This window comes from Arthrobacter sp. LT660 (assembly GCF_056172845.1).
In genome coordinates this window covers 2,694,188-2,716,155 of record NZ_CM149651.1, presented here as the reverse complement: position 1 = coordinate 2,716,155, position 21,968 = coordinate 2,694,188, and the positions used below count along the sequence as shown (strand labels likewise).

Below are 21,968 nucleotides of genomic sequence, written 5' to 3'. Positions count from 1 at the left end.
GCGTCGACGGGAGTATCGTTCCTGCCATGGCTCCCACGAATCAAGGCCGCGGATCCGGTGCTCCGCGCCACCACAAGCCCAAGCCCTTCGCGCCGGCCGACTTCGAGCCGTACGTCGGTGGGGCGGATCCGGCCCGCGTCTCCGAGGCGGCGCACCTGGCCGCCCAGGCGCTGGTGCATCACGGACGCGCCAGCGAGGATCCGGCCGTCACCGAGCGGCTCGTGGCGCTCGCGGACAAGGAGGGGCTCGAAGCCATCGCGGAAATGTGGGCCGAAAGCCCCGCGCGTTCACTCCCGGGCGCGCTCTGGCGGCTGTACGCGCTGCGCGCCGTGACCGTCCAGGACCCGGAACGCATGGCCGCGTACTTCTCGGCCGGACGCCAGCGGGCCCAGGTGGAGCACGTCGTCGCCGGCGTCGCGGAACCGCCGGGCGCCGAGGAACTGCGCACCATGGCCGACTCGATTCTCTCCGGGGCGTTCGACGGCGACTTCGACGTCGCGCTGGAGCGCGCGGCCGCCTTCTGCCGGGTGGTGGCGCTGGGACAGGTGGACCATGCCGACGCGGCGGAACACGCCAACGGCGCCCACGCGAGCAAATTGACACGCAATTCACATCTGCTGGTTCGGACCGCGGAGGACCTGGAGGCCGCGGCGCACGCCTGGAGACGCCAGGAACTGGCCTGACTAGTGTTGTTGACAGGACCGGCGGCCGGGGAGAACACTGTAGGCGGTGCCGGACCGCGGTAACCCCGGGCTCCAACTTGCAGCCGCTTCGAGCGGCCTTCCGCCGAGAGGCGTTCCCGGTTCGGCACCGCCCCGCTCAGCCGCGTCGCCTGTGCGTAGACTTGCAACCGACCCTTGCATGCCCCGCACACCACTTGGCGGTTACCTCGTGAAATTCAGCCTGTTCCCCTCGGAAAAACGAGCCTTGGAACTACTGCTTGGCCTGTGCACGGAGGTCCACAACTGCCTGGAGGTCCTTTCCCAGATGCTGGGGTCGATCGCCGAGGACCGTCCGGAACTCGTGGAGGAGCTCAACCGCATCGAAATCGGCGCCACCGATCTGCACTACGCCCTACTGACGCACCTGCGCACCAGTTTCGTGAACCCGCTCCCCCGCGAAGACCTGTACACCTTCTCCCGGCTGCTGCACGAGGTCGTGACAGACCTGTCCGGCGCGGGCCAACTCATGGGTCAACCCGGCGTCAAATGGTTGTCGGAACGCGCCGCCGAGCAGCTGGAGATCATCGCCCGCCAGACGGAGCTGACCACCACCGCCATCGGCGAACTCGACCGGCTGGACGACCTCGAGGACACGTGGCTCCAGATGGTCCGAACCACCAAGCGGGCGCACCGGACGCACCACAGCTGGCTGGGCGAAATCGGCGAGCTCCACAAGGCCTCGGCCATCGTCAGGCACCGCGCGGTGGCCGACCAACTGCTCGCTTCGGCCAATTCCCTGCGCGCCGTCGCCGACCACCTGGGCCGAGTCCTGGTCAAGGAGTCCTGAGCCCGGGATGGAGACACCCTTCCTGGCCGTGGTGCTCGTGGCCATGTGCGGATACGCCTTCCTCAACGGCTATCGCGACGCCTCCAACTCCGTCGCCACGGCCGTCCGCACCCGCGCCCTGACGCCCACGGTCGCCGTCGTGACGACCGCCCTGTTCGTCTTCGCCGGGACCATGCTCGGCACCGGATTAGGCGCCTACCTCGTCTCCGCCGTCGGGCTGAACCTCCCCGCCGGGAAACAAGGGCTGGGCATCATGCTTGCCGCCGTGGTCGCGGCGGGCGCCTGGGGCCTCTACTGCCTCTGGCGCGGGTTGCCCATGTCATCCACGCACGCCGCGATCTCTGGATTGGCCGGCGCCAGCGCCGCCTCCGCGGTTCTGGGCGGAAACGGCGTGGGCGCCGAAGTCGGCCTGATCCTCCTGGCCGTCGGGCTTCCCCTCGTGGTGACGCCGATCGTCGGATACTTCGTGGCGTACGTGCTGGTCTTCCCGGCGACCTGGTTGCTGCGCCACTCGTCGTCCGGCGACGTGAACCGCTTCGGGCGGGCGGGCCAGGGCATCGGCGCCTGCGCCGTCGCCCTGGGACACGGCCTCCAGGACGGGCAGCGCACCGGCGCGATGATCACGTTGGCGCTGGTGGCGGGCCACGCAACCGAACCCGGTTCCATTCCCGTCGGCGCGCAGCTCGCGGGCGCCGCGTTCCTGTCCGCCGGCGCCCTCGGCGGCGGCTGGCGGATCGCCCACACCCTCGGCTACAGGCTGGTCTCCATTGATCCCATGCGCGGCATGACGGCCCACGCCGTCTCCGCGGCCATGCTCTATCTGGGCTCCATGGTGCTGCACCTGCCGCTGTCCACCACGCAGGCGGTGGCCAGCGCAACGGTGGGCGCCGGCGCCAACCAGCGGTTCGAGTCCGTGATGTGGCGCAACGTGCTCCAGATGGTCCGCTATTGGCTCGCCACACCGCTGGTCTGCGCCTTGGCGGCGGGCATCCTGTTCCTCTCCCTGCACCCGCTGCTGGCCTGACGCAAAGGGAAACGGCGGGCGCCGGCACGAAGCCGGCACCCGCCGTCGATCCCCCTCAAGATCCCCTGAAGATCCCCCTCCAGGGTCGTCCCCGTCCGGCGCAGGCGCCGAACGGGGAACGCTAGCCGGACCTACCCGAAGCGGCCCGAAACATAGTCCTCCGTTGCCTTCACGGAGGGATTGCTGAACATGGTGGCGGTGTCGTCGAACTCGATCAGCTTGCCGGGCTTGCCCGTGCCCGCGATGTTGAAGAACGCCGTCCTGTCGGACACGCGCGCCGCCTGCTGCATGTTGTGCGTGACGATGACGACCGTGTAGTCGTTCTTCATCTCGTTGATCAGGTCCTCGATGGCCAGCGTGGAGATCGGGTCCAGCGCCGAGCACGGCTCGTCCATCAGAATCACCTCGGGCTTGACGGCGATGGTACGGGCGATGCAGAGCCGCTGCTGCTGTCCGCCGGAAAGACCGGAACCCGGCCTGTCCAGGCGGTCCTTGACCTCGTTCCAGAGGTTCGCGCCCTTCAGCGACGACTCGACGAGGTCGTCGGCGTCTCCCTTGCTGATGCGCTTGGAGTTAAGCTTGACGCCGGCCAGCACGTTGTCGCGGATGGACATGGTGGGGAACGGGTTGGGCCGCTGGAAGACCATCCCGATCTGGCTGCGGACCGTCACCGGGTCGACCCCGGACTCGTAGAGGTTGTCCCCGTCGAGGAAGACCTCACCCTCGACGCGGGCGCCCGGGATGACCTCGTGCATACGGTTCAGCGTGCGGAGGAACGTGGACTTGCCGCAGCCGGACGGGCCGATGAAGGCCGTCACGGATTTGGCCTCGATGTTGATGGTGACATCCTCGACGGCCTTGAAGTTGCCGTAGAAGACGTTGAGGTCTTTGACTTCGATGCGCTTGGACATGGGATTCCTTAGCTGAATGCTTGGCGGCCTAGCGGCCGGACTTGGGAGCGAAGATGCGGGCGATCAGGCGGGCGCCGAGGTTGAGCACCATGACCATGGCGATCAACAGCAGGGCGGCGGCCCATGCGCGCTGCGCGCTGGGGTCGATGTTGGTCGGCGACGTCGGCGTCAGGATCTGGTAGTAGATGAACGTCGGCAGGGTCGACATCCAGTCCGAGAAGACGTTCCAGTTGATCCCGTTCGCCAGGCCGGCCGTCACGAGGATCGGCGCGGTTTCGCCGATGACGCGGGCGATCGCCAGGGTGACGCCGGACGCGATGCCGGAGATCGCCGTCGGAATGACGACCTTGGTGACGGTGCGCCACTTGCGCACGCCCAGCGCGTAGGAGGCCTCGCGCAGTTCGTTCGGGACGATCTTGAGCATCTCCTCCGTCGCGCGGACTACGGTCGGGATCATCAGGACGGACAGTGCGACGGCGGCAACGATGCCCATGCGCGTACTGGGACCGAAGAGGAGCCCGAAGAGCGCCGCAGCGAACAGGCCGGCCACGATCGACGGGATGCCGGTCATGACGTCGACGAAGAACGTGATGCCGCGCGACAGTGTCCCGTTCTTTCCGTACTCCACCAGGTAGATGGCGGCCAGCATGCCGATCGGCACCGAGATGATGGTGGACCACAGGGTGATCAGCAGCGTCCCGACGACGGCGTGGTAGGCGCCGCCGAGCACGGGCGTTCCCGCCTCGACGGTCTCGTTGTCGATGGCTCCGGTCATCCCGTTCATCGACGTGAACAGGAAGTCGTAGGTCATCCCGGGCATTCCGCGCTCGAGCACCGTCCAGATGACGGAGATCAGCGGCACGAGGGCCACGAGGAAGGCGCCGTAGACCAGGTAGGTCGCGAAGGCGTTGCCGCCGTGGCGGCGCCCCTCGACGGCGACCGTCGTGGCCGTCGCGGCGACGACGAAGAGGACGGCGGCGAGGATCAGGAACGTCGCGACGCTGAAGCCGATGAGCGTGGACAGCGCGGCGCCGACGATCAGCGCGCCGGCGCCGACCGCGGGGATGGCCCAGCGGGGGAGCCTGCCCTTGGACAGGCGGTTGCGCCGGGAGGCGGTGGTTTCGGGAATCATGGTGTTTGTGTGGCTCATCAGTTGGCTCCCGAGAATTCCTTGTGCCGGGCAATGATCCAGCGGGCGATCATGTTCACGGCGAGGGTGATGAGGAACAGGACCAGGCCCGCGGAAATGAGTTCGGCGAGGCGCAGGCCGAAGGCCTCCGGGAAGTTCAGCGCGATCTCGGCGGCGATGGTCTGGTTGCCGGTCTTGATCAGCGACGGGATCAGGCCGCCGGTGGAGAGCACCAGCGCCACGGCCATGGTCTCGCCGAGGGCCCGGCCGAGGCCGAGCATCACGGCGGAGATGATGCCGGGCCGCGCGAACGGAAGCACCGCCATGCGGATCATCTCCCAGCGGGTCGCGCCGAGCGCCAGGGCGGCCTCCTCGTGCAGGCCGGGCGCCTGGAGGAAGATCTCGCGGCTGAGCGAGGTGATGATGGGCAGGACCATGACGGCGAGCACGATGCCGGCCGTCAGCATGGTCTTACCGGTCTGGCTGGCGGGGCCCTCGAAGATCGGGATGAAGCCCGCGTTCCGGGACAGCCACTCGAACGCCGGCACCAGGGCCGGGGCCAGGACCATGTACCCCCATGCGCCGTAGATAACGGACGGAATCGCCGCCAGCAGGTCGATCACGTAGCCCAGGCCCGCGGCGAAACGGCGCGGGGCGTAGTGGGAGATGAACAGGGCCACGCCGATGCCGATCGGCGTCGCGATGAGGATCGCGATGGCGGCCGCGATGACCGTTCCCACGACGATGGGCCAGATGTAGGAGAAGAAACCCTCCCCGCCGCTGATGTCGGCGGGGTCCGCCTGGAAGGCGGGGATGGCCTGCACGAGCAGGAACATGGCAACGGCGAAGAGCGTCACCAGGATGAGGATGCCGGCGGACAGGGAAAGCCGGGAGAATATCTTGTCTCCGGCCTGTCCCGACCTCCCGCGGCTTGTCAGCGCACTGGTAGTCATAACGACCTTTCGGTCCTTTGGCGTCCGCTGCCCTGTGGGGGGATCCGGCGGGCGGACGCGCTGTCTTGAGGGGACGAACGGCCGGTCCCGTCCTGCGCGACCACGGGTCTCGCGGGACGGGACCGCCCACTTCGCTTACTTATTAGTACAACACGGGCCGATCAGCACCAACATTGGCCGGTACCGCGCCCGCGGACGCCCGATGGCTAGGATGCGCCCTCGATGGAGTCGATCGCGGCCAGCGCCCGCTCGCGGAGGGACTCGGACATGGGCGCGCTGCCGGCGGAGTTCGCGGCGTCGTCCTGGCCCTGCTCGCTGACCACGTACTCGCCGAAGGCCTTGACCAGGTCAACCGTCTCCTGGTCCTCGTAGGACGTGCAGAAGAGCTCGTAGGACACCAGGACCACCGGGTAGGAACCGATTTCGGTGGTGTCCCTCTTCAGGTCCAGCGACATGTCGTTCTCGGAGCGGCCCGCAACCGGGGTGGACGTCTCGACGGCCTTGGCCGCGGCCTCGGCGGACAGCTCGGTGTATTCCTCGCCGACCTTGACGCTCACGGTGCCCAGTCCGCCGACTGCGGAGGCGTCGGCGTAGGTGATGGCGCCGTCGGTGGCAGTCGTCGTGGAGACGACGCCGGAGGTTCCCTTGGCGTTCTCGGCCTGGATGGCGGAGGGCCAGTCTCCGGAGACGTCGTAGGTCCACACGTCCTTGGCGGCGGCCGCGAGGTACTCGACGAAGTTCTCGGTGGTGCCGGACTCGTCGCTGCGGTGGACCACGGTGATGGCGGTGTCCGGGAGCTCGACGCCCTCGTTCTGGGCCGCGATCTCCTCGGCGTTCCACTTGGTGATCTCCTGCTTGAAGATCTTGGCGATCGTGTCGGCGTCGAGCTTCAGGGTATCGACGCCCTCGAGGTTGTAGGCGATCGCGATCGGGGAGATGTAGGCGGGGATGTTGATCGCGCCGTTGGGGCCGCACACTTCCTTCGCGGCCTCCATCTCCTCGTCCTTCAGGTACGCGTCCGAGCCGCCGAATTCGGCGGCGCCGGCGATGAACGCCTCGCGGCCGGCGCCCGAGCCGTCCGGGGAGTACTGCAGCGACGCTCCGCTGTGCTGGGCGGAGAATCCGGCCTTCCAGGCGTCCATGGCGGCGTTCTGGGCCGAGGAGCCGATGCCGGTCAGCGTGCCGGAGACCGAGGAGTCCCCGGCCGGGGCGTCGCCGCCGGCCGAACCGGTGGCGTTGTCGGAACCGCAGGCGGTCAGGCCGAGTGCTGCGACGGACAGGACTGCTGCGGCTTTGCCGAAACGGGTAACCTTCACGATTTTTTTCCTTCGTTAAGCGGGATTGAACGGAAACGGTGGGGATCGCTCGCCAACGACACTATGGGGGCGAGGTAACAAAATGTTCGGGCGAAGGTGAACACGGGGTGAACAGCTGCCCCGCAACAGGGCCAAAGCTCACTATTTCCACGCTTTTCGGCTAGCTTGCGGCCCTCTCGCGGTCACGTGAGATTCGCGTCACCCCGCGCATACGGCAAACTGTAGGCATGACCCCGGCGAACCCCCTGCGCAGACTGGCCGCGTTCGCCGCGCGGCGCACCCGCGTCGGCGCGCTGCGCGTGAGGTCGTCCCTGCTGAAGATCGTCCAGATCACCGTGTGCGCCGTCTCGGCGTATTGGTTCGCGGAGATCGTCCTGGGCCACGAGGGCCCGCTCTTCGCCGCGACGTCGGCCATGATCGCGTTGGGGTTCGGCCGGGACACGCGCATGCGGCGGACCCTGGAGGTCGCCTTCGGGTGCACGCTGGGCATCCTGATCGGCGACGTCCTGCTCTCGGTCCTCGGCACCGGCCTCTGGCAGGCGGCCCTCGTCGTTTTCATCTCGCTCGTCGTCGCCCGCTTCCTGGACAGCGGGACCATCTTCAGCACGCAGCTGGGGCTGCAGGCGCTGCTCGTGGTCCTCCTGCCGGCCCCGGAGGACGGCGTGTTCTCCCGCAGCGCGGACGCGATCGTCGGCGGGGTGGTCGCGCTCGCGATCACCGTTCTGACACCGCGGGATCCACGCCGCGAGCCGGCGCACGAGGTACGCAGCCTCCTGACCGAGCTGGCCGGGGTCCTGCGGGACAGTTCGACGGCGATGCGCCAGTCCGATTCGACGCTCGCCTGGCATGCCCTGGTCCGCGCGCGCGGCACTCAGTCACTCATGAACACCATCCCCGCGTCGGTGCGCGGGGCCCAGGAGATCGCGACCATGTCGCCCGCGTTCCGCCGCCAGCGCGGCGAGCTCATCCGTCTCCGGAGGATCGCCGGCAACGCCGATCTCGCGGTGCGCAACTCCCGGGTCTTCGCGCGCCGGCTCGCCTCGGTCATCAACCACGCGGCATTGAGCGACGAGGCCATCGAGGAACTCTCACCCCTGCTGGACGAGCTCGCCGATGCCGTGGACGTGCTGGCCCGCTCCGTCGCGGAACCGCAGCAGGCCGGCCGGGACCGCGCCGAGCACACGGCCAGGAAGGACCTGGCCGCCTGCGCCACGCTGTTGAATCCGCAGTCCCTGAACGTCGCGGGGGTGCAGGGAGAGGGCCTGGTGCTGCTCCTGCGCCCGATGACCGTGGACCTGATGGAGGCCGCCGGGATCCAGCACGACGAGGCCGTCGGCTACCTGCCCGGACTTTAGGCGGCACGGCGAACACCGGGCTGTCGGGACGAGCGGATAGAGTCGTTCTCCATGGCCACCAAGACCTCCACCCGCGCGAAATCGGGCCCCGCCTACCGCTGTTCCGAATGCGGTTGGACCACCGCGAAGTGGGTGGGCCGGTGCGGCGAGTGCCAGGCCTGGGGAAGCGTCGACGAGATCGGACAGGTCGGCGCCAAGACGACGGCGGCGGCCACCATTTCGCGCCCGGCGCTGCCGATCGCCGACGTCGACTCCTCCGTCGCCGGCTACCGACCCACCGGGGTCGGCGAACTCGACCGCGTGCTCGGCGGCGGGCTGGTCCCGGGCGCGGTCATCCTGCTCGCGGGGGAACCGGGCGTGGGGAAGTCGACGCTACTGCTCGACGTCGCCGCCCGGACGGCCCGCGGCAGGCGCCGCGTGCTGTACATAACCGGCGAGGAATCCGCCGCGCAGGTGAAGATGCGCGCCGAGCGGATCAACGCCGTCGCCGAGACGCTCTACCTCACGGCGGAGACCGACCTGGGGATCGCACTGGGCCAGATCGAACTCCTCGATCCCGAACTGCTGATCGTCGATTCGGTACAGACCGTCTCCTCGTCGGAGACCGACGGCGCCGCGGGCGGCGTCACGCAGGTGCGCGAGGTCGCCGCGTCCCTGATCAACGCCGCGAAGAAGCGGAACATGACCACGCTGCTGGTCGGCCACGTGACGAAGGAGGGTTCGATCGCCGGACCCCGGCTCCTGGAGCACCTGGTGGACGTGGTGTGCCAGTTCGACGGCGAGCGCCATTCGCGCCTTCGCCTGCTGCGGGCCATCAAGAACCGCTACGGCCCCACGGACGAGGTGGGCTGTTTCGACCTCACCGAGACCGGGATCGAGAGCCTCGCGGATCCCAGCGGCCTCTTCGTCACGCGGACCAAGGAGCCCGTGTCCGGCACCTGCATCACGGTGACGCTGGAGGGTCGCCGCCCCCTGGTCGCGGAGGTCCAGTCGCTGCTGGCCAAGACGGCCAACTCGCAGCCGCGCCGGGCCACCAGCGGACTCGACTCGGCGCGCACCGCCATGATCCTGGCGGTGCTGCAGAGCCGGGCGGGCCTGGACCTGTCCACCCTGGACTCCTATGTGGCCACGGTCGGCGGCGTGAAGCTCAGCGAGCCCGCCGTGGACCTGGCGGCGGCGCTGGCGATCGCCGGCGCCAAGCTGGACCGGCCGCTGCCGTCCCAGTTCATCGCCTTCGGCGAGGTCGGCCTGGCCGGGGAGGTCCGCCCCGTGCCGGACATCGCCCGCCGCATCACCGAGGCGGAACGGCTGGGCTTCCGCTACGCGGTGGTTCCCGCCTCCCCGAACGGTCCCGGCCAGGTGCCCGAAGGGTTCCGCGTGTGGCAGGTCAGCACGCTGACCGAGGCGCTCGAGGTGGCTTTCCGGGCCTGACGCGCGCGCCCGGGCGGGCGGCACATACGATGGTGGTAACCGCCGGAAGGAACCGCCATGCCCAAGAGCCCCGAAGAAGCGCTGCGGACAACGCTCGCCCGCGTCGCCCCGGGCACCCACCTGCGAGACGGACTGGAACGGATCCTCCGCGGGCGCACCGGAGCCCTGATCGTCCTGGGGTCAGACCGGACCGTCGACAGCATCTCCTCGGGCGGCTTCGACATCGACATCGTCTTCTCCCCCACGCGGCTGCGTGAACTGGCCAAGATGGACGGCGCGATCGTGTGCGACCGCGACGGTTCGAACATCCTGAAGGCCGCGGTGCAGCTGGTTCCGGACCACACCATTCCCACGCAGGAGTCGGGAACGCGGCACCGCACCGCGGAACGCGTCGCCATCCAGACCGGTTTCCCCGTCATTTCCGTTTCCCAGTCCATGCAGATCATCGCCATCTACATTCAGGGCATCCGCCACGTCCTCGAGGGTTCCGAGCCGATCCTCGCGCGCGGCAACCAGGCCCTCGCGACCCTGGAGCGCTACCGGAACCGGCTGGACCAGGTCACCAGTTCGCTCTCGGCGCTCGAGATCGAGGCGATGGTGACGGTCCGCGACGTGGCGGTGGTCCTGCAGCGGCAGGAGATGGTGCGGCGCATCTCGGACGAGATCGCGCAGTACGTCCTGGAACTCGGCATCGACGGGCGCCTGCTCGCGCTGCAGTTGGACGAACTCAGCGCGGGGTTGGGCGCCGGCAGCGACCTGCTGCTGAAGGACTATTCCGAGCTCGGCAGCGAGCCACAGGACATCGAGGCGGCACTGTCCAGGCTCCACGAATTCTCGTCGGCGGACATGATCGACCTGGGGAAGATCTCCACCGTCCTGGGCTTCACGCCCGGGACCGATTCGCTCGACGCCGTCCTGCACCCCAAGGGGTACCGCCTGCTGGCGGGCATCAAGGCCGTGCCGCGCGCGGTCGCGGACCGGCTCGTGGCCAGTTTCGGCGGCCTGCAGAACCTGATGGCGGCGAACATCGAGGACCTGATGGCCGTGGACGGAATCGGCGAGCAGCGCGCGCGCACGGTCCGCGAAGGCCTGTCCCGGGTGGCGGAGTCCAGCCTGCTGGACCGGTTCATGTAACTACTGGAGCGTGAAGGGCGCCCTGTTGCTTGCGGTCTCGCCCAGCTTGGCGGTGAAGACGTAGGTTCCGGGCCGCGGTTTGGCCTCGACCGTCTTGCATCCCGGCGCGCTGCGCAGCCGCTCCCACGTGAAGCGGGCGGTTTCGGTCTTGCCCGCGGCGATCGACACCTCGACGTCGGTGGCCTCCGCCAGGCAGTCGACGGTGGAGAAGATGCGGTCCGAGCCGCTGACCACCGTGAACTCCTGTTCGGCGGTTCCGACGTTCACCGTGCATTCGGCATCCCCGGTGTTCTCGATGGACATCACCAGGACCGGGTCCTCGTTGGCCCCGTAGGCGGACTGGTCCGTGTCCGCCGTGACGGAGATGTTCCCCGCCCCGCAGTCCTCCGGCGCCGTTTCCTCCGAGGCCGAGGCCGACGGCGATCCCTCGGCGCCGGACGGGGAAGCGGACGCGGACCCTGAGGACGTCGACACAGAGGACCCGGCCGACGACGGCGCGGCCACGCCCCCGGCGGCGTCCGGATCCGCGTTGGCCCCGAAAAGGCCGGCCAAGGCGACGACGCCCCACGCCAGCAGCCCGAGGACCACCATCGCCAATACGGCGGCGACCGTGCGCCGCCGTCGGAGCACCTCCGAACTGGGGCGCCCGGCACCCGATCGCGACTGCTGGTTTGCCATGCCTCTAGGCTATGGAAGACCCACTGCGCGCGGTGGTTCCCACGCCGGACGCTAGGGTATTTATGCCGCAACCACCCGAACCAGGAGCACCGTGCCCCCTCAAGCAGAACGTGCCCGGCCGGTCGCGCACGCCGAACCGCCCGCCGGCCTCCACCGCCGCGTCACCGAATGGTATGCCCTGAACGCCCGCGATCTGCCGTGGCGACGGGACGATCGCACCGCCTGGGGCGTGATGGTCAGCGAGTTCATGCTCCAGCAGACACCCGTGGTTCGCGTGACCCCGGTATGGACGGAATGGATGGCCCGCTGGCCGCGGCCGGCCGATCTCGCCTCCGAGCCGGTCGGGGAGGCCCTGCGGGCGTGGGGCCGCCTGGGCTATCCCCGTCGCGCCCTGCGCCTCCACGCAGCCGCCCAGCGCATTGCCGAGGACCACGACGGCGCCGTGCCCGACTCGCACGCCGAGCTTCTGGCCCTCCCCGGCGTCGGCGCGTACACGGCCGCAGCCATCGGCAGCTTCGCGTTCGGCAGGCCGGAGTCGGTGGTGGACACGAACATCCGCCGCGTCCACGCCCGCCTGGTTTCCGGGCGCGCCCTCCCCGAACCGAGCTACACGGCCGGGGAGGCCCGGCTCGCCGAGGCGCTGATGCCGGATTCCGCGCACGACGGCGGTGCGCTGGCCAACGCGTGGAACGCCGCCGTCATGGAGCTGGGCGCCCTCGTCTGCACGGCGCGGTCGCCGCGTTGCGCCGAATGCCCGGTGCTGGAATCGTGCGCGTGGGTTGCCGCGGGCCGGCCCGAGCCGCACTACGTCCCCAAGGGGCAAGCGTGGGCGGGAACGGACCGACAGGTGCGCGGCGCCATGATGGGTGTGTTGCGTGCCTGCGACGGACCCGTGCCCCGGCACCTGTTGGTCGGAGTCGCCGACGTCGTGTTCTCCGGTGGCACCCGGGACTCCGCGCCGGGCGAAGCCGCCGCGCTCCCCGGCGGCGGGGGCGCGGAGGCCGCGTGGCGGCGCCTGACGGAGCTGCCCGCCGCGGCTCCCCAGCGCGAAGGCTGCCTGCGGGGCCTGTTGTCCGACGGACTGGCGCACGAGGGGCCGGACGGCGTCGCCCTGCCGCACTAGGGGTGTTCCGCGCCTATCCTGAAACCATGTCCACGCGTCGGTCGGGTCTCCGCGCGGGGACGGCGCCGTTGGTCTTCATCGTGCTGGTGGAGGCCGACTCGGTCCCGGATAAACCGCCGTCCGGCGTACTCGTCGAGGCCTGCCAAGACGGCGCGTGCCGCTCCGCGCAGATCCACCTGACGCCCGGCATGGACTCCGTGGACCTGGGTTGCGCCGGGGATGCGCACGATGCCCCGTGTTCGGCGGTCTCCGTGCCCAACGGGACGCTGACGGGGTCCTGGCCCGTGGACGGGTTCGCCGCCGGGCCACTCACGGCGACCGTCGCGGGTCGGGGGTTCGGGCCATTCGCCGCCGAAGTCGTGGGGACGAACGCGGTGTCCGGTGCCGGCTCCTGCCAACAGACGCGGTTCCAGACCACGCTGCGCATCTCAGGCGGCGTGCTCACGGCGCCGGAGTCTCGGGTGGTACCGGACTGACCCTTCGGATCAGCGCCGACGGGAGGCCCGGGCCCGCAGGGGCCCCACACCGGGAAGTCCCCGCCGGCACATGGCCGGCGGGGACTTCCCGTGTTGCGGTACTGCCGCGGGGACTACTGGTTTCCGCGGTTCTCGCCGTCAGGGTTGCCCTGCTGCTGGTCGCCCTGCTGACCCTGCTGCTGGTCGCCGTCCTGACCGCCGAGGTGCTGCTCCTGCGCGCCGTCGATGAAGTCGTCCGCCTTGCCCTGGTGCTCGCCCAGCTTGTCGCCGTGCTGCTCCTGCAACGAGTCAACACCGTCGTTGATCTTGTCGCCGTGCTCGTTCTTGAGGTTCTCCGCGTGTTCGCCGAGTCCGCCGAGGTTGTCTCCGAAGCCCATCGTCGACCTACTTTCGTTGGTGTTTCATGTGGTGATATTCGGTCCCACGCGCCCCGGAACCGTCCGCTGGAGGCGGTGGCCGGTGGTGCGCGGCCTCCACCGTAGGCACGCCGGAGACTCCCTGTCCACCCATTTTGTCGAATTCGCGGTGAACAGCCGACCCATCATCTAAGAAGGCAACACCGCGATCATCCGCGTGTTCCCGAGGGTGTTGGGCTTGACGCGCGCCAGGTCAAGGAATTCGGCCACGCCCTCGTCGGTGGAGCGCAGCAGTTCGGAATAGACGGTGGGGTCCACGACGCTCTGGTCCGCCATCACCGCGAACCCGTTGCGCCGGAAGAAATCGACCTCGAACGTCAGGCAAAAGACCCGGCCGACGCCGATGTCCCGCGCCTCCTCCATCAGCCTATCCAGCAACGCCTTGCCGACGCCGCGCCCGCGCCAGGCGCCGGAGGTCGCCAGCGTGCGCACCTCCGCGATGTCCTCCCACATCACGTGCAGCGCACCGCACCCGACGATCCCGCCGTCGTGCGCCTCCGCCACGAAGAACTCCTGGAGGTTCTCGTAGTACGCCACCGCCTCCTTCTCCAGCAGGACGCGGTCGTCGGCCAAGGGCTTAACGAGCTTGCGGATGCCCGCGACGTCCGGAGTGCGTGCCCGGCGGATGGAAAACGAAGTCATGCGCCCCATCTTAGGCGCGCGGAGAGGCCCGCCCCGCATGAGCGCGGAGCGGGCCTCGTGCATAGCTGCCGGTGTGCCGCCGGGACTACTTGCCGTCGTGCGTCAGGTGGCCCTCGATGGCCGCCGGTTCGTCCGCGCCCTCGATGGCCGCGTCCTCGACGTGGCCGACGAAGGTGAACTTCGCGTCGTCGCCCTCGCCCTCGACGTCCACCGTCACGGTCTGGCCGGTGACCAGTTCATTGAAGAGGATCTTCTCCGAAAGCTGGTCCTCGATGTCGCGCTGGATGGTGCGGCGCAACGGACGGGCACCCATGGCGGGGTCATAGCCGCGTTCGGCCAGCAACACCTTTGCGGCGGGTGTAAGCCTGACGTGCATTCCCTTGTTCACCATCCGCTTCTCCAGGCGAGCCACGAACAGGTCGACGATCTTGACGATCTCCTCCCGGGTCAGCTGCGGGAAGACCACCACGTCGTCGACGCGGTTCAGGAACTCCGGGCGGAAGTGCTGGCGCAGTTCCTCCTGGACCTTGGCCTGCATGCGGTCGTAGCCGGTCTTGGTGTCCGTCGCCGACTGGAAGCCGGTCATGACGCCCTTGGAGATGTCGCGGGTTCCGAGGTTGGTGGTCATGATGATCACCGTGTTCTTGAAGTCCACGACGCGGCCCTGGGAGTCCGTCAGGCGGCCGTCCTCGAGGATCTGCAACAGCGAGTTGAACAGGTCAGCGTGGGCCTTCTCCACCTCGTCGAACAGCACCACGGAGAACGGGCGGCGGCGGACCTTCTCGGTGAGCTGACCGCCCTCCTCGTAGCCGACGTATCCCGGAGGGGCGCCGAAGAGCCGCGAGACCGTGTGCTTCTCGGAGTACTCGGACATGTCCAGCGTGATGAGCGCGTCCTCCTCGCCGAACAGGAACTCGGCAAGGGCCTTGGCGAGCTCGGTCTTTCCGACGCCGGTCGGGCCGGCGAAGATGAACGAGCCGCCGGGGCGGTTCGGGTCCTTCAGCCCGGCGCGTGTGCGACGGATCGCCTGCGAGATGGCCTTGATGGCCTGGTCCTGGCCGATGACCCGCTTGTGGATCTCCGCCTCCATGTTGAGCAGGCGGCTGGACTCCTCCTCGGTGAGCTTGATGACCGGGATGCCGGTGGAGTTCGCGAGGACCTCGGCGATCAGTTCGGCGTCGACCTCGGCGATCTCGTCCATGTCGCCGTTCTTCCAGGCCTTTTCCTTCTCGGCCCGGGCGTCCTGGAGCTTCTGTTCCTTGTCGCGCAGCGACGCGGCGCCCTCGAAGTCCTGCGAATCGATGGCCGCCTCCTTCTCGCGGCGCACGTTGGCGATCTCCTCGTCCATGGCCTTGAGCGCCGGCGGCGCCGTCATTCGGCGGATGCGCAGGCGCGCGCCCGCCTCGTCGATCAGGTCGATCGCCTTGTCCGGGAGGAAACGGTCGGACACGTAGCGGTGCGCCAGCTGCGCGGCGGCCTCCAGCGCCTCGTCCGTGATGGACACGCGGTGGTGCGCCTCGTAGCGGTCGCGCAGGCCGCGGAGGATCTCCGTGGTGTGCTCCACGGAGGGCTCCTTGACCTGGATCGGCTGGAAGCGGCGCTCCAGCGCGGCGTCCTTCTCGATGTGCTTGCGGTACTCGTCCAATGTGGTGGCGCCGATGGTCTGCAGCTCGCCGCGGGCCAGCATCGGCTTGAGGATGGAAGCCGCGTCGATGGCGCCCTCCGCGGCGCCGGCGCCGACGAGGGTGTGGATCTCGTCAATGAACAGGATGATGTCCCCGCGGGTGCGGATCTCCTTGAGCACCTTCTTCAGGCGCTCCTCGAAGTCGCCGCGGTACCGGGATCCGGCGACGAGGGAGCCGAGGTCCAGCGTGTACAGCTGCTTGTCCCGGATGGTTTCGGGAACGTCGCCGCGCACGATCGACTGCGCGAGGCCCTCGACGACGGCGGTCTTGCCGACTCCGGGCTCGCCGATGAGCACCGGGTTGTTCTTGGTGCGGCGCGAGAGCACCTGCATCACGCGCTCCATCTCGAACTCGCGGCCGATCACCGGGTCGAGTTTGCCCTCGCGGGCGGCGGCCGTGAGGTTGCGGCCGAACTGGTCCAGGACCACGGAGCCCGCCGGGGTGCCCTCCTGCTGGCCCTGTCCGACGCCGGCGCCGGCGGTCTCCTTGCCGCCCTGGTAGCCGGAGAGCAGCTGGATGACCTGCTGGCGCACGCGGTTCAGGTCGGCGCCGAGCTTCACGAGGACCTGGGCGGCGACGCCCTCGCCCTCGCGGATCAGGCCGAGCAGGATGTGTTCCGTGCCGATGTAGTTGTGGCCGAGCTGCAACGCCTCGCGCAGGGAAAGTTCGAGGACCTTCTTGGCGCGCGGCGTGAACGGGATGTGGCCGGAGGGCGCCTGCTGGCCCTGGCCGATGATCTCCTGGACCTGCTCGCGCACGGCCCCCAGCGAGATGTTCAGCGACTCGAGCGCCTTGGCGGCGACCCCCTCGCCCTCGTGGATCAGGCCGAGCAGGATGTGCTCGGTTCCAATGTAGTTGTGGTTGAGCATGCGCGCCTCTTCTTGGGCGAGCACGACAACGCGACGGGCACGGTCGGTAAATCTCTCAAACATGCGGCACACTCCTAGCTAACGCGTATTTCGATGCTACGCACCAAACGCGCGCTTGGGGCGCTTGTTCGCCGTAGGGATAAACCTCCCGGCGCCCGGCGGGCTAGGGATGGGCCGTGCGGTAGGCCTCGATGACCTCGGAGTGCAGCCGGCCCCGCTCGCTGACGTGGAAACCCTGCTCGGCGGCCCACGCGCGGATTGCCGGAGCCTCGGCCGAGGAGTACGCGTTCGAGCGCCGCGCGGCGTCGACGAACGGGGCGAGGATCTCCCGCAGGCGGCCGGCGTTGGCGGCGCCCAGGTCGATCTCATAGTGGCTGCCGTCCAGCCCGAAGTGCACGGTCTCCTCCGCGGGCGACCCGTCAAGGTCGTCGACCAGCGTGATTTCGACTTTCCGTGCCACGGTGGCTCCTAGGTCAAGTCAGGGGTGCGTTGCCAGTCTATGCACTTCCCGCGGGCGGCAACCATCTTTGCCCGCGACGGAAACTCAATTTCCGGCGTCGTCCTTTGGGTTTTCCTCGGCGCTGCGCGCGTCCGCCTCCGCCTCGGCGCGCCGTTCGTTGCGGTCCACGCGGAAAAGCGTGCGGACGACGAACCAGAAAATGAGCGCGACGACGACGGTCGGCGCGAGGACCTCCACGTATTGCATCCCGAGCCTACGCTTCCGGCTTCAGGAGCGGGAAGAGGATGGTCTCGCGGATTCCGGCGTCCGTGAACAGCATGACCAGGCGGTCGACGCCGAGCCCGATGCCGCCCATCGGCGGGGCGCCGTACTCCAGCGCCCGCAGGAAGTCCTCGTCCAGCTGCATGGCCTCGTCGTCGCCGCCGGCCCCGAGCGCGGACTGCTCCGTGAGCCGCTCGCGCTGGATCACCGGGTCGATCAGCTCGGAGAAGGCGGTGCCGCGCTCCATGCCGCCGATGATGAGGTCCCACGCCTCGATGACGCCCGGCTTGGAGCGGTGCGGGCGCGCCAGGGGCTGCGCCGTCGGCGGGTAGTCGAAGACGAACGTCGGATCGATCAGCGTGGGCTCGACGATCTCGCCGAACAGCTCGATGACGAGCTTCTCGGCTCCCCACTTCGGGTCCGTCTTGACCTCGTGCCGCTCGGCGATCCCGCGCAGCGTGGCCTCCGGCGTCTCCGGGGTGATCTCCTGGCCCACGGCCTCCGAGAGCCCGGGGTAGACGCCGAGCCAGCGCCACTCGCCGTCGAGGTTGATGGTGCCCTTGGACGTCTCGATGCTCCTGCCCGCGCCGACGGCGTCCGCGGCGTTGAGGATGATTTCCTTGATGCGGTCCGCCATGACGAACTGGTCCGCGTAGATTTCGTAGCACTCGAGCGTGGTGAATTCCGGGGAGTGCGTGGAGTCAACACCCTCGTTGCGGAAGAGCCGGCCCACCTCGAACACGCGCGGGATGCCGCCGACGACGGTGCGCTTGAGGTAGAGCTCCGTGGCGATGCGCAGCGTCATGCCCTGGTCGAACGCGTTCAGGTGCGTGCGGAAGGGGCGTGCCGCCGCGCCGCCGTGGACGAGTTGCACAATGGGCGTCTCGACCTCCACGTAACCGTGGCCGTACAGGGTGTCGCGGATGGCGCGGGTGACGGCGTCGCGCTTGTAGATCATTTCGCGGGCCTCGTCGCGGACGATCAGGTCCGCGTAGCGCTGGCGCACGCGCGTCTCCTCGTTGAGGTCGGCGTGCAGCACCGGCATCGGGCGGATGGCCTTGGACGCCATCTCCCATTCGGTGACCATGATGGAGAGCTCACCGCGGCGGGAGGAGACCACCGCACCCTTGACGAACAGGTGGTCGCCGAGGTCGACGAGCCGCTTGAAGTCCGCGAGGGACTCCTCGCCGACGTTGGCCAGGGACAGCATGGCCTGCAGTCGCACGGCCGCGCCGGACGGACCGGACTCTTGGAGGGTCGCGAAGCAGAGCTTCCCGGTGTTGCGCTGGAAGACCACGCGTCCGACGATGCCGACCAAGTCCTCCGTCTCCTCACCCGCCTCCAGGTGCGCGTACGCGTCGCGGACCTCCAGCAGGGTGTGCGTGCGCGCGACGCCGACCGGATACGCCTCGCGTCCGGAGGCCAGCAGCTCGGCGCGCTTCTCCAGGCGCACCTGGCGCTGGTCGCTGACGTCGATGGGCGCGGGAGTCGCGGCGGGGGCGGCGGTTTTGTTCTCGGCAGTCACGGTAGACAATTCTACGTCCTTCGGGATGTCCGCGCCCCGGGGCCGGCGACGCCGCCCCGGGCACGCCCTCTCCATAGGATGGGGAGACCATGAAAGAGCGCATAGTACCCACGCCCGACGGCGGCCGGCTGGCCCTGCACACGTACGGCCAGGCCGACGCGCCCGGGGACCGGCGCGTCCTGGTGGTCGGCGGCGCGTTCATCACGGCCCTGATCTACCGGCCCTTCGCCAAGTCCCTCAGCCGGTGCCTCGGCGAAAGTTGGGCGGTGGATGTCTACGACCGGCGGGGCCGGGGACGCTCCTCCGACCAGCCCGACGGCTACGGGATGCACACCGAGATCGCCGACCTCGCGCTGATGCTTCGGGCCACGGGCGCGCGTAACCTCTTCGGCCACTCGCTCGGCGGGGCCGTGGTGCTCAACGCCGTGCAGGCCTTCCAGTCCGGGGACCCCGACGACGCGCGCTTCGCCGACCCGTCGCTGGTCCCGGACCGGCTCGCCGTCTACGATCCAGCGATCAACATCGACGGGAGCATCGACTCGGCATGGGTCGAGGGGTTCATCCAGGCCGTCGAGGCGGGACGGTGGCGGCTCGCGCTGGCGCGGCTGCAGCGCGGAACGCGCCACTCCCCCACCCTGTCCAAGGTGCCCGAGCCGATCCTGGCCGTCCTGTTGGCGGGAACCGCCCTCACGCGCGCCGGACGGATGTTCCGGCGGCTGCTGCCCACGGGCGTGGGCGAGTTGCGGGCCGCGCTCCAGGAGGAGGACACGGCCGCGCATTTCGCCAGCCTGCCGCCCAACACGCGTTTCATGGCCGGCGCCAACAGTCCGGAGTATTTCCGCGAGACCGCCCGGATCCTGCACGGGACGGTGGCCGGCTCCGGCTACGAGGAGTCCCCGAAGGGGATCCACGCCTCCGTGCCGGCCGCCGTCGGCGAGCTGGTCAGCGACGTCGCCGAATACTTCCAGACGCCCTAGCGGCTACCAGATCTCCACGCGGTCGGCAGGGTCCAGCCACATGCCGTCGCCCGGTTTTGTCCCGAAGGCCTCGTGGAAGGCCGCCATGTTGCGGGGCACCTGGTTGCAGCGGAACTCCCCCGGCGAGTGCGGGTCGGTGGTGATGCGGGTGACCATCGTCTCCGGCCGCGTCAGCGAGCGCCAGCATTCGGCCCACGCGTGGAAGAAGCGCTGGTCCCCGTTGCGCCCGTCGAGGACCTCGTCCTCGTCCTGGCCGCGCGCGGTCAGGTCCAGCTTGTAGGCCTTGTACGCGATGCCGAGCCCGCCGAGGTCGCCGATGTTCTCGCCGAGGGTGAGTTTTCCGTTGACGTGGTACTCCGGCGCCTCGGGCGGAACCAGGGCGTCGTACTGCGCCACAAGCTTCCCGGTCAGTTCCTCGAACGCGGCCCGGTCCTCTTCCGTCCACCAGTTCTTGAGCTCGCCGGTGCCGTCGAACTGGGATCCCTGGTCGTCGAAGCCGTGCCCGATCTCGTGGCCGATCACCGCGCCGATGGCGCCGTAGTTGGAGGCCGCGTCGCGGTCGGCGTCGAAGAAGGGCGCGCGGAGGATGCCGGCGGGGAAGCCGATCTCGTTCAACAGCGGGTGGTAGTACGCGTTCACCGTCTGCGGGAACATGAACCACAGGTCGCGGTCCACGCCGTCGTCGATTTTCTTGAGTTCGCGGGCGAACTCGAACGCGTTGGCGCTGGCGACGTTGGCGATCAGGTCCGCCGGATCCGCCTCGATGGCCGAGTAGTCGATCCACTTGACCGGGTAGCCGATCTTGGGGCGGAACATTGAGAGCTTCTCCAGCGCCTTGGCGATGGTCTCGCGTCCCATCCACGGCAGGGCGGAGATGGAGAGGCGGTAGGCCTCCGTGAGGTTGGCGACCAGGCCCTCCATCAGTTCCTTGCTGCGCTGCGGGAAGTGGCGCTCCACGTAGAGCTGGCCGATGTCCTCCCCGACGGCCCCCTCGGTAAACGCCACGCCGCGCTTCCAGCGCTCCTTGAGTTCCTTGGTCCCGGCGAGCTTGGCCGAGTAGAAGGAGAAGTTCTCCAGGACGAACGCCTTGGAGAGGTACGGCGCGTTGCTCCGGACCACCTGGACCGCGAGCCAGTGCCTCCATGCGCCCAGCGGCTGTTCTGCCAGCACCTTCTCGAGGCCCTCGAGGTAGCTGGGCTGCCAGACGTCGACCTCCGCGTAGTACCGCTCCGCGATCCCGGCGCCCTCGAGCCACAGGCGCGCGGAGGGGTGCAGCGCGAACAGCTCGTCGGCGGTCATCAGGTTGTAGCGGGCCTGGGCGTCGCGGCACTTCACGCGGTCCCAGTGGTGGGCGGCCAGCGCGGCCTCCAAACGCACGACGGCGTCCGCCGCCTCCTCGGCGTCGGGCACCTCGGCGAGCGTGAGCAGGCGCCCGAGGTGTGTCCGGTATTCGGCCAGGAGGTCGGCGAACTGCTCCTCGCGGTAGTACGACTCGTCCGGCAGGCCGAGGCCGGACTGCAGGATGGTCAGCAGATTCCGGTCCGGGGCGCCCGCGTCGCTGCTTGCGCCGGCCTGGAAGTATCCCGAGACGCCGCGGCGCTGCAGGGATCCCGCCAACCGCACCAGGGACCCGATGTCCCCCAGCTCGTAGACCGCCGCCAGATCTCCCCGGATCGGTTCCATGCCGCGGGCCTCGATCGCGTCCTCGTCCATGAAGCTGGTGTAGAGAGCGCCGATCCGCACCTTCCGGGCGTCGCCGGCCCCACCGTTGGACGCCGCGGCCCGCGCGTCCTCGATGATCTCCAGCACGGCCGCCTCGGACTCGTCGCGGAGCTGCATGAAGGAGCCGTAGCTGCCCTGGTCGCCGGGGATCTCCGCCGTGGACAGCCAACCGCCGTTGACGTGCCGGTACAGGTCGTCCTGCGGGCGGACCGACGCGTCGCCGTGGTCGCGCTTGGGTGTCGGCAGTGCCTTGGGTTCTGCGGTCATGGCTCCCCGTAGATCGTGGTGTCTCGGCCGCCGCCGGTTTCCCGGCGTCGACTGTGGCGTGCATTACGTTCTGAAACACTCACTTTACTGGGATGGTCACCCGAG

Annotated in this window: 21 protein-coding genes; 9 read left to right on the top strand and 12 right to left on the bottom strand. The window is 69.1% G+C overall.

Features of this window, described 5'->3' with window-relative positions; translation table 11 throughout:
• Window positions 1-26 precede the first annotated feature (26 nt).
• The 3 genes from AC0QSG_RS12645 (at window position 27) to AC0QSG_RS12635 (ending at window position 2,533) form a co-directional block, all read left to right on the top strand.
• Window positions 27-683 carry a hypothetical protein gene (locus AC0QSG_RS12645; RefSeq protein ID WP_475375637.1) on the top strand — a complete coding sequence of 219 codons (657 nt, stop codon included), beginning with the start codon at window positions 27-29 and terminating at the stop codon, window positions 681-683.
• Between the two features lie 244 nt (window positions 684-927).
• Window positions 928-1,509, top strand: coding sequence for a hypothetical protein (locus AC0QSG_RS12640; RefSeq protein ID WP_475375636.1), 582 nt, complete (start codon window positions 928-930; stop codon window positions 1,507-1,509).
• A 7-nt stretch (window positions 1,510-1,516) separates the two neighbouring features.
• Complete coding sequence (locus tag AC0QSG_RS12635; RefSeq protein ID WP_475375635.1) at window positions 1,517-2,533, top strand: inorganic phosphate transporter; 1,017 nt, start codon at window positions 1,517-1,519, stop codon at window positions 2,531-2,533.
• 131 nt (window positions 2,534-2,664) lie between these two features.
• On the opposite strand, the gene pstB is transcribed toward AC0QSG_RS12635, so the two are convergent.
• The 4 genes from pstB to AC0QSG_RS12615 all read right to left on the bottom strand — a co-directional run bounded on the left by pstB (window position 2,665) and on the right by AC0QSG_RS12615 (window position 6,842).
• Window positions 2,665-3,444 carry a phosphate ABC transporter ATP-binding protein PstB gene (gene pstB, locus AC0QSG_RS12630; RefSeq protein ID WP_475375634.1) on the bottom strand — a complete coding sequence of 260 codons (780 nt, stop codon included), beginning with the start codon at window positions 3,442-3,444 and terminating at the stop codon, window positions 2,665-2,667.
• A gap of 28 nt (window positions 3,445-3,472) precedes the next feature.
• Window positions 3,473-4,594, bottom strand: coding sequence for a phosphate ABC transporter permease PstA (pstA, locus tag AC0QSG_RS12625; RefSeq protein WP_475375633.1), 1,122 nt, complete (start codon window positions 4,592-4,594; stop codon window positions 3,473-3,475).
• Window positions 4,594-5,526 carry a phosphate ABC transporter permease subunit PstC gene (gene pstC, locus AC0QSG_RS12620; protein ID WP_435727631.1) on the bottom strand — a complete coding sequence of 311 codons (933 nt, stop codon included), beginning with the start codon at window positions 5,524-5,526 and terminating at the stop codon, window positions 4,594-4,596. Before pstC ends, pstA begins: the two co-directional genes overlap by 1 nt.
• Window positions 5,527-5,732: 206 nt before the next feature.
• Window positions 5,733-6,842: a phosphate ABC transporter substrate-binding protein PstS gene (locus AC0QSG_RS12615; RefSeq protein ID WP_475375632.1), complete on the bottom strand. Its 1,110-nt coding sequence runs from the start codon at window positions 6,840-6,842 to the stop codon at window positions 5,733-5,735.
• Between the two features lie 227 nt (window positions 6,843-7,069).
• On the opposite strand from AC0QSG_RS12615, the gene AC0QSG_RS12610 reads away from it, so the two are divergent.
• From AC0QSG_RS12610 to disA, 3 genes are read left to right on the top strand one after another with little or no spacing between them, the layout of a single operon-like run.
• Window positions 7,070-8,197, top strand: coding sequence for an FUSC family protein (locus tag AC0QSG_RS12610; RefSeq protein WP_475375631.1), 1,128 nt, complete (start codon window positions 7,070-7,072; stop codon window positions 8,195-8,197).
• A gap of 51 nt (window positions 8,198-8,248) precedes the next feature.
• Window positions 8,249-9,628 (top strand): DNA repair protein RadA, encoded by a 1,380-nt coding sequence (gene radA, locus AC0QSG_RS12605; protein WP_475375630.1) that lies wholly within the window; start codon window positions 8,249-8,251, stop codon window positions 9,626-9,628.
• A gap of 57 nt (window positions 9,629-9,685) precedes the next feature.
• Window positions 9,686-10,762, top strand: a complete 1,077-nt coding sequence (disA, locus tag AC0QSG_RS12600; protein WP_435727627.1) for a DNA integrity scanning diadenylate cyclase DisA — start codon at window positions 9,686-9,688, stop codon at window positions 10,760-10,762.
• Here disA and AC0QSG_RS12595 read toward each other — a convergent pair whose 3' ends face one another.
• A complete protein-coding gene (locus AC0QSG_RS12595; RefSeq protein ID WP_475375629.1) occupies window positions 10,763-11,440 on the bottom strand; it encodes a hypothetical protein in 678 nt (225 codons plus the stop codon).
• A 91-nt stretch (window positions 11,441-11,531) separates the two neighbouring features.
• Between AC0QSG_RS12595 and AC0QSG_RS12590 the strand changes: the two genes are divergently transcribed.
• On the top strand, window positions 11,532-12,563 hold the full coding sequence (locus AC0QSG_RS12590) for an HhH-GPD family protein (RefSeq protein ID WP_475375628.1): 1,032 nt from the start codon (window positions 11,532-11,534) through the stop codon (window positions 12,561-12,563).
• A gap of 26 nt (window positions 12,564-12,589) precedes the next feature.
• Window positions 12,590-13,039, top strand: coding sequence for a hypothetical protein (locus tag AC0QSG_RS12585; protein ID WP_475375627.1), 450 nt, complete (start codon window positions 12,590-12,592; stop codon window positions 13,037-13,039).
• Between the two features lie 113 nt (window positions 13,040-13,152).
• Here the strand turns inward: AC0QSG_RS12585 and AC0QSG_RS12580 are convergent, their stop codons facing one another.
• From AC0QSG_RS12580 to lysS, 6 genes are all read right to left on the bottom strand, one after another.
• A complete protein-coding gene (locus AC0QSG_RS12580; protein WP_475375626.1) occupies window positions 13,153-13,416 on the bottom strand; it encodes a hypothetical protein in 264 nt (87 codons plus the stop codon).
• A gap of 168 nt (window positions 13,417-13,584) precedes the next feature.
• The gene (locus tag AC0QSG_RS12575) at window positions 13,585-14,097 is read right to left on the bottom strand and encodes an amino-acid N-acetyltransferase (RefSeq protein ID WP_475375625.1); all 513 of its coding nucleotides are present in this window, start codon (window positions 14,095-14,097) and stop codon (window positions 13,585-13,587) included.
• Window positions 14,098-14,182: 85 nt separating this feature from the next.
• A complete protein-coding gene (locus AC0QSG_RS12570; RefSeq protein WP_475375624.1) occupies window positions 14,183-16,714 on the bottom strand; it encodes an ATP-dependent Clp protease ATP-binding subunit in 2,532 nt (843 codons plus the stop codon).
• A 100-nt stretch (window positions 16,715-16,814) separates the two neighbouring features.
• On the bottom strand, window positions 16,815-17,111 hold the full coding sequence (locus AC0QSG_RS12565; RefSeq protein WP_435727621.1) for a histone-like nucleoid-structuring protein Lsr2: 297 nt from the start codon (window positions 17,109-17,111) through the stop codon (window positions 16,815-16,817).
• Between the two features lie 84 nt (window positions 17,112-17,195).
• Window positions 17,196-17,357 carry a hypothetical protein gene (locus tag AC0QSG_RS12560; RefSeq protein WP_435727620.1) on the bottom strand — a complete coding sequence of 54 codons (162 nt, stop codon included), beginning with the start codon at window positions 17,355-17,357 and terminating at the stop codon, window positions 17,196-17,198.
• 7 nt (window positions 17,358-17,364) lie between these two features.
• Window positions 17,365-18,897 (bottom strand): lysine--tRNA ligase, encoded by a 1,533-nt coding sequence (lysS, locus tag AC0QSG_RS12555; RefSeq protein ID WP_475375623.1) that lies wholly within the window; start codon window positions 18,895-18,897, stop codon window positions 17,365-17,367.
• An 89-nt stretch (window positions 18,898-18,986) separates the two neighbouring features.
• Here lysS and AC0QSG_RS12550 point away from each other — a divergent pair, with 89 nt between their 5' ends.
• Window positions 18,987-19,874: an alpha/beta fold hydrolase gene (locus tag AC0QSG_RS12550; RefSeq protein ID WP_435727618.1), complete on the top strand. Its 888-nt coding sequence runs from the start codon at window positions 18,987-18,989 to the stop codon at window positions 19,872-19,874.
• 3 nt (window positions 19,875-19,877) lie between these two features.
• Here the strand turns inward: AC0QSG_RS12550 and AC0QSG_RS12545 are convergent, their stop codons facing one another.
• A complete protein-coding gene (locus AC0QSG_RS12545) occupies window positions 19,878-21,863 on the bottom strand; it encodes a M13 family metallopeptidase (RefSeq protein ID WP_475375622.1) in 1,986 nt (661 codons plus the stop codon).
• Window positions 21,864-21,968 lie beyond the last annotated feature (105 nt).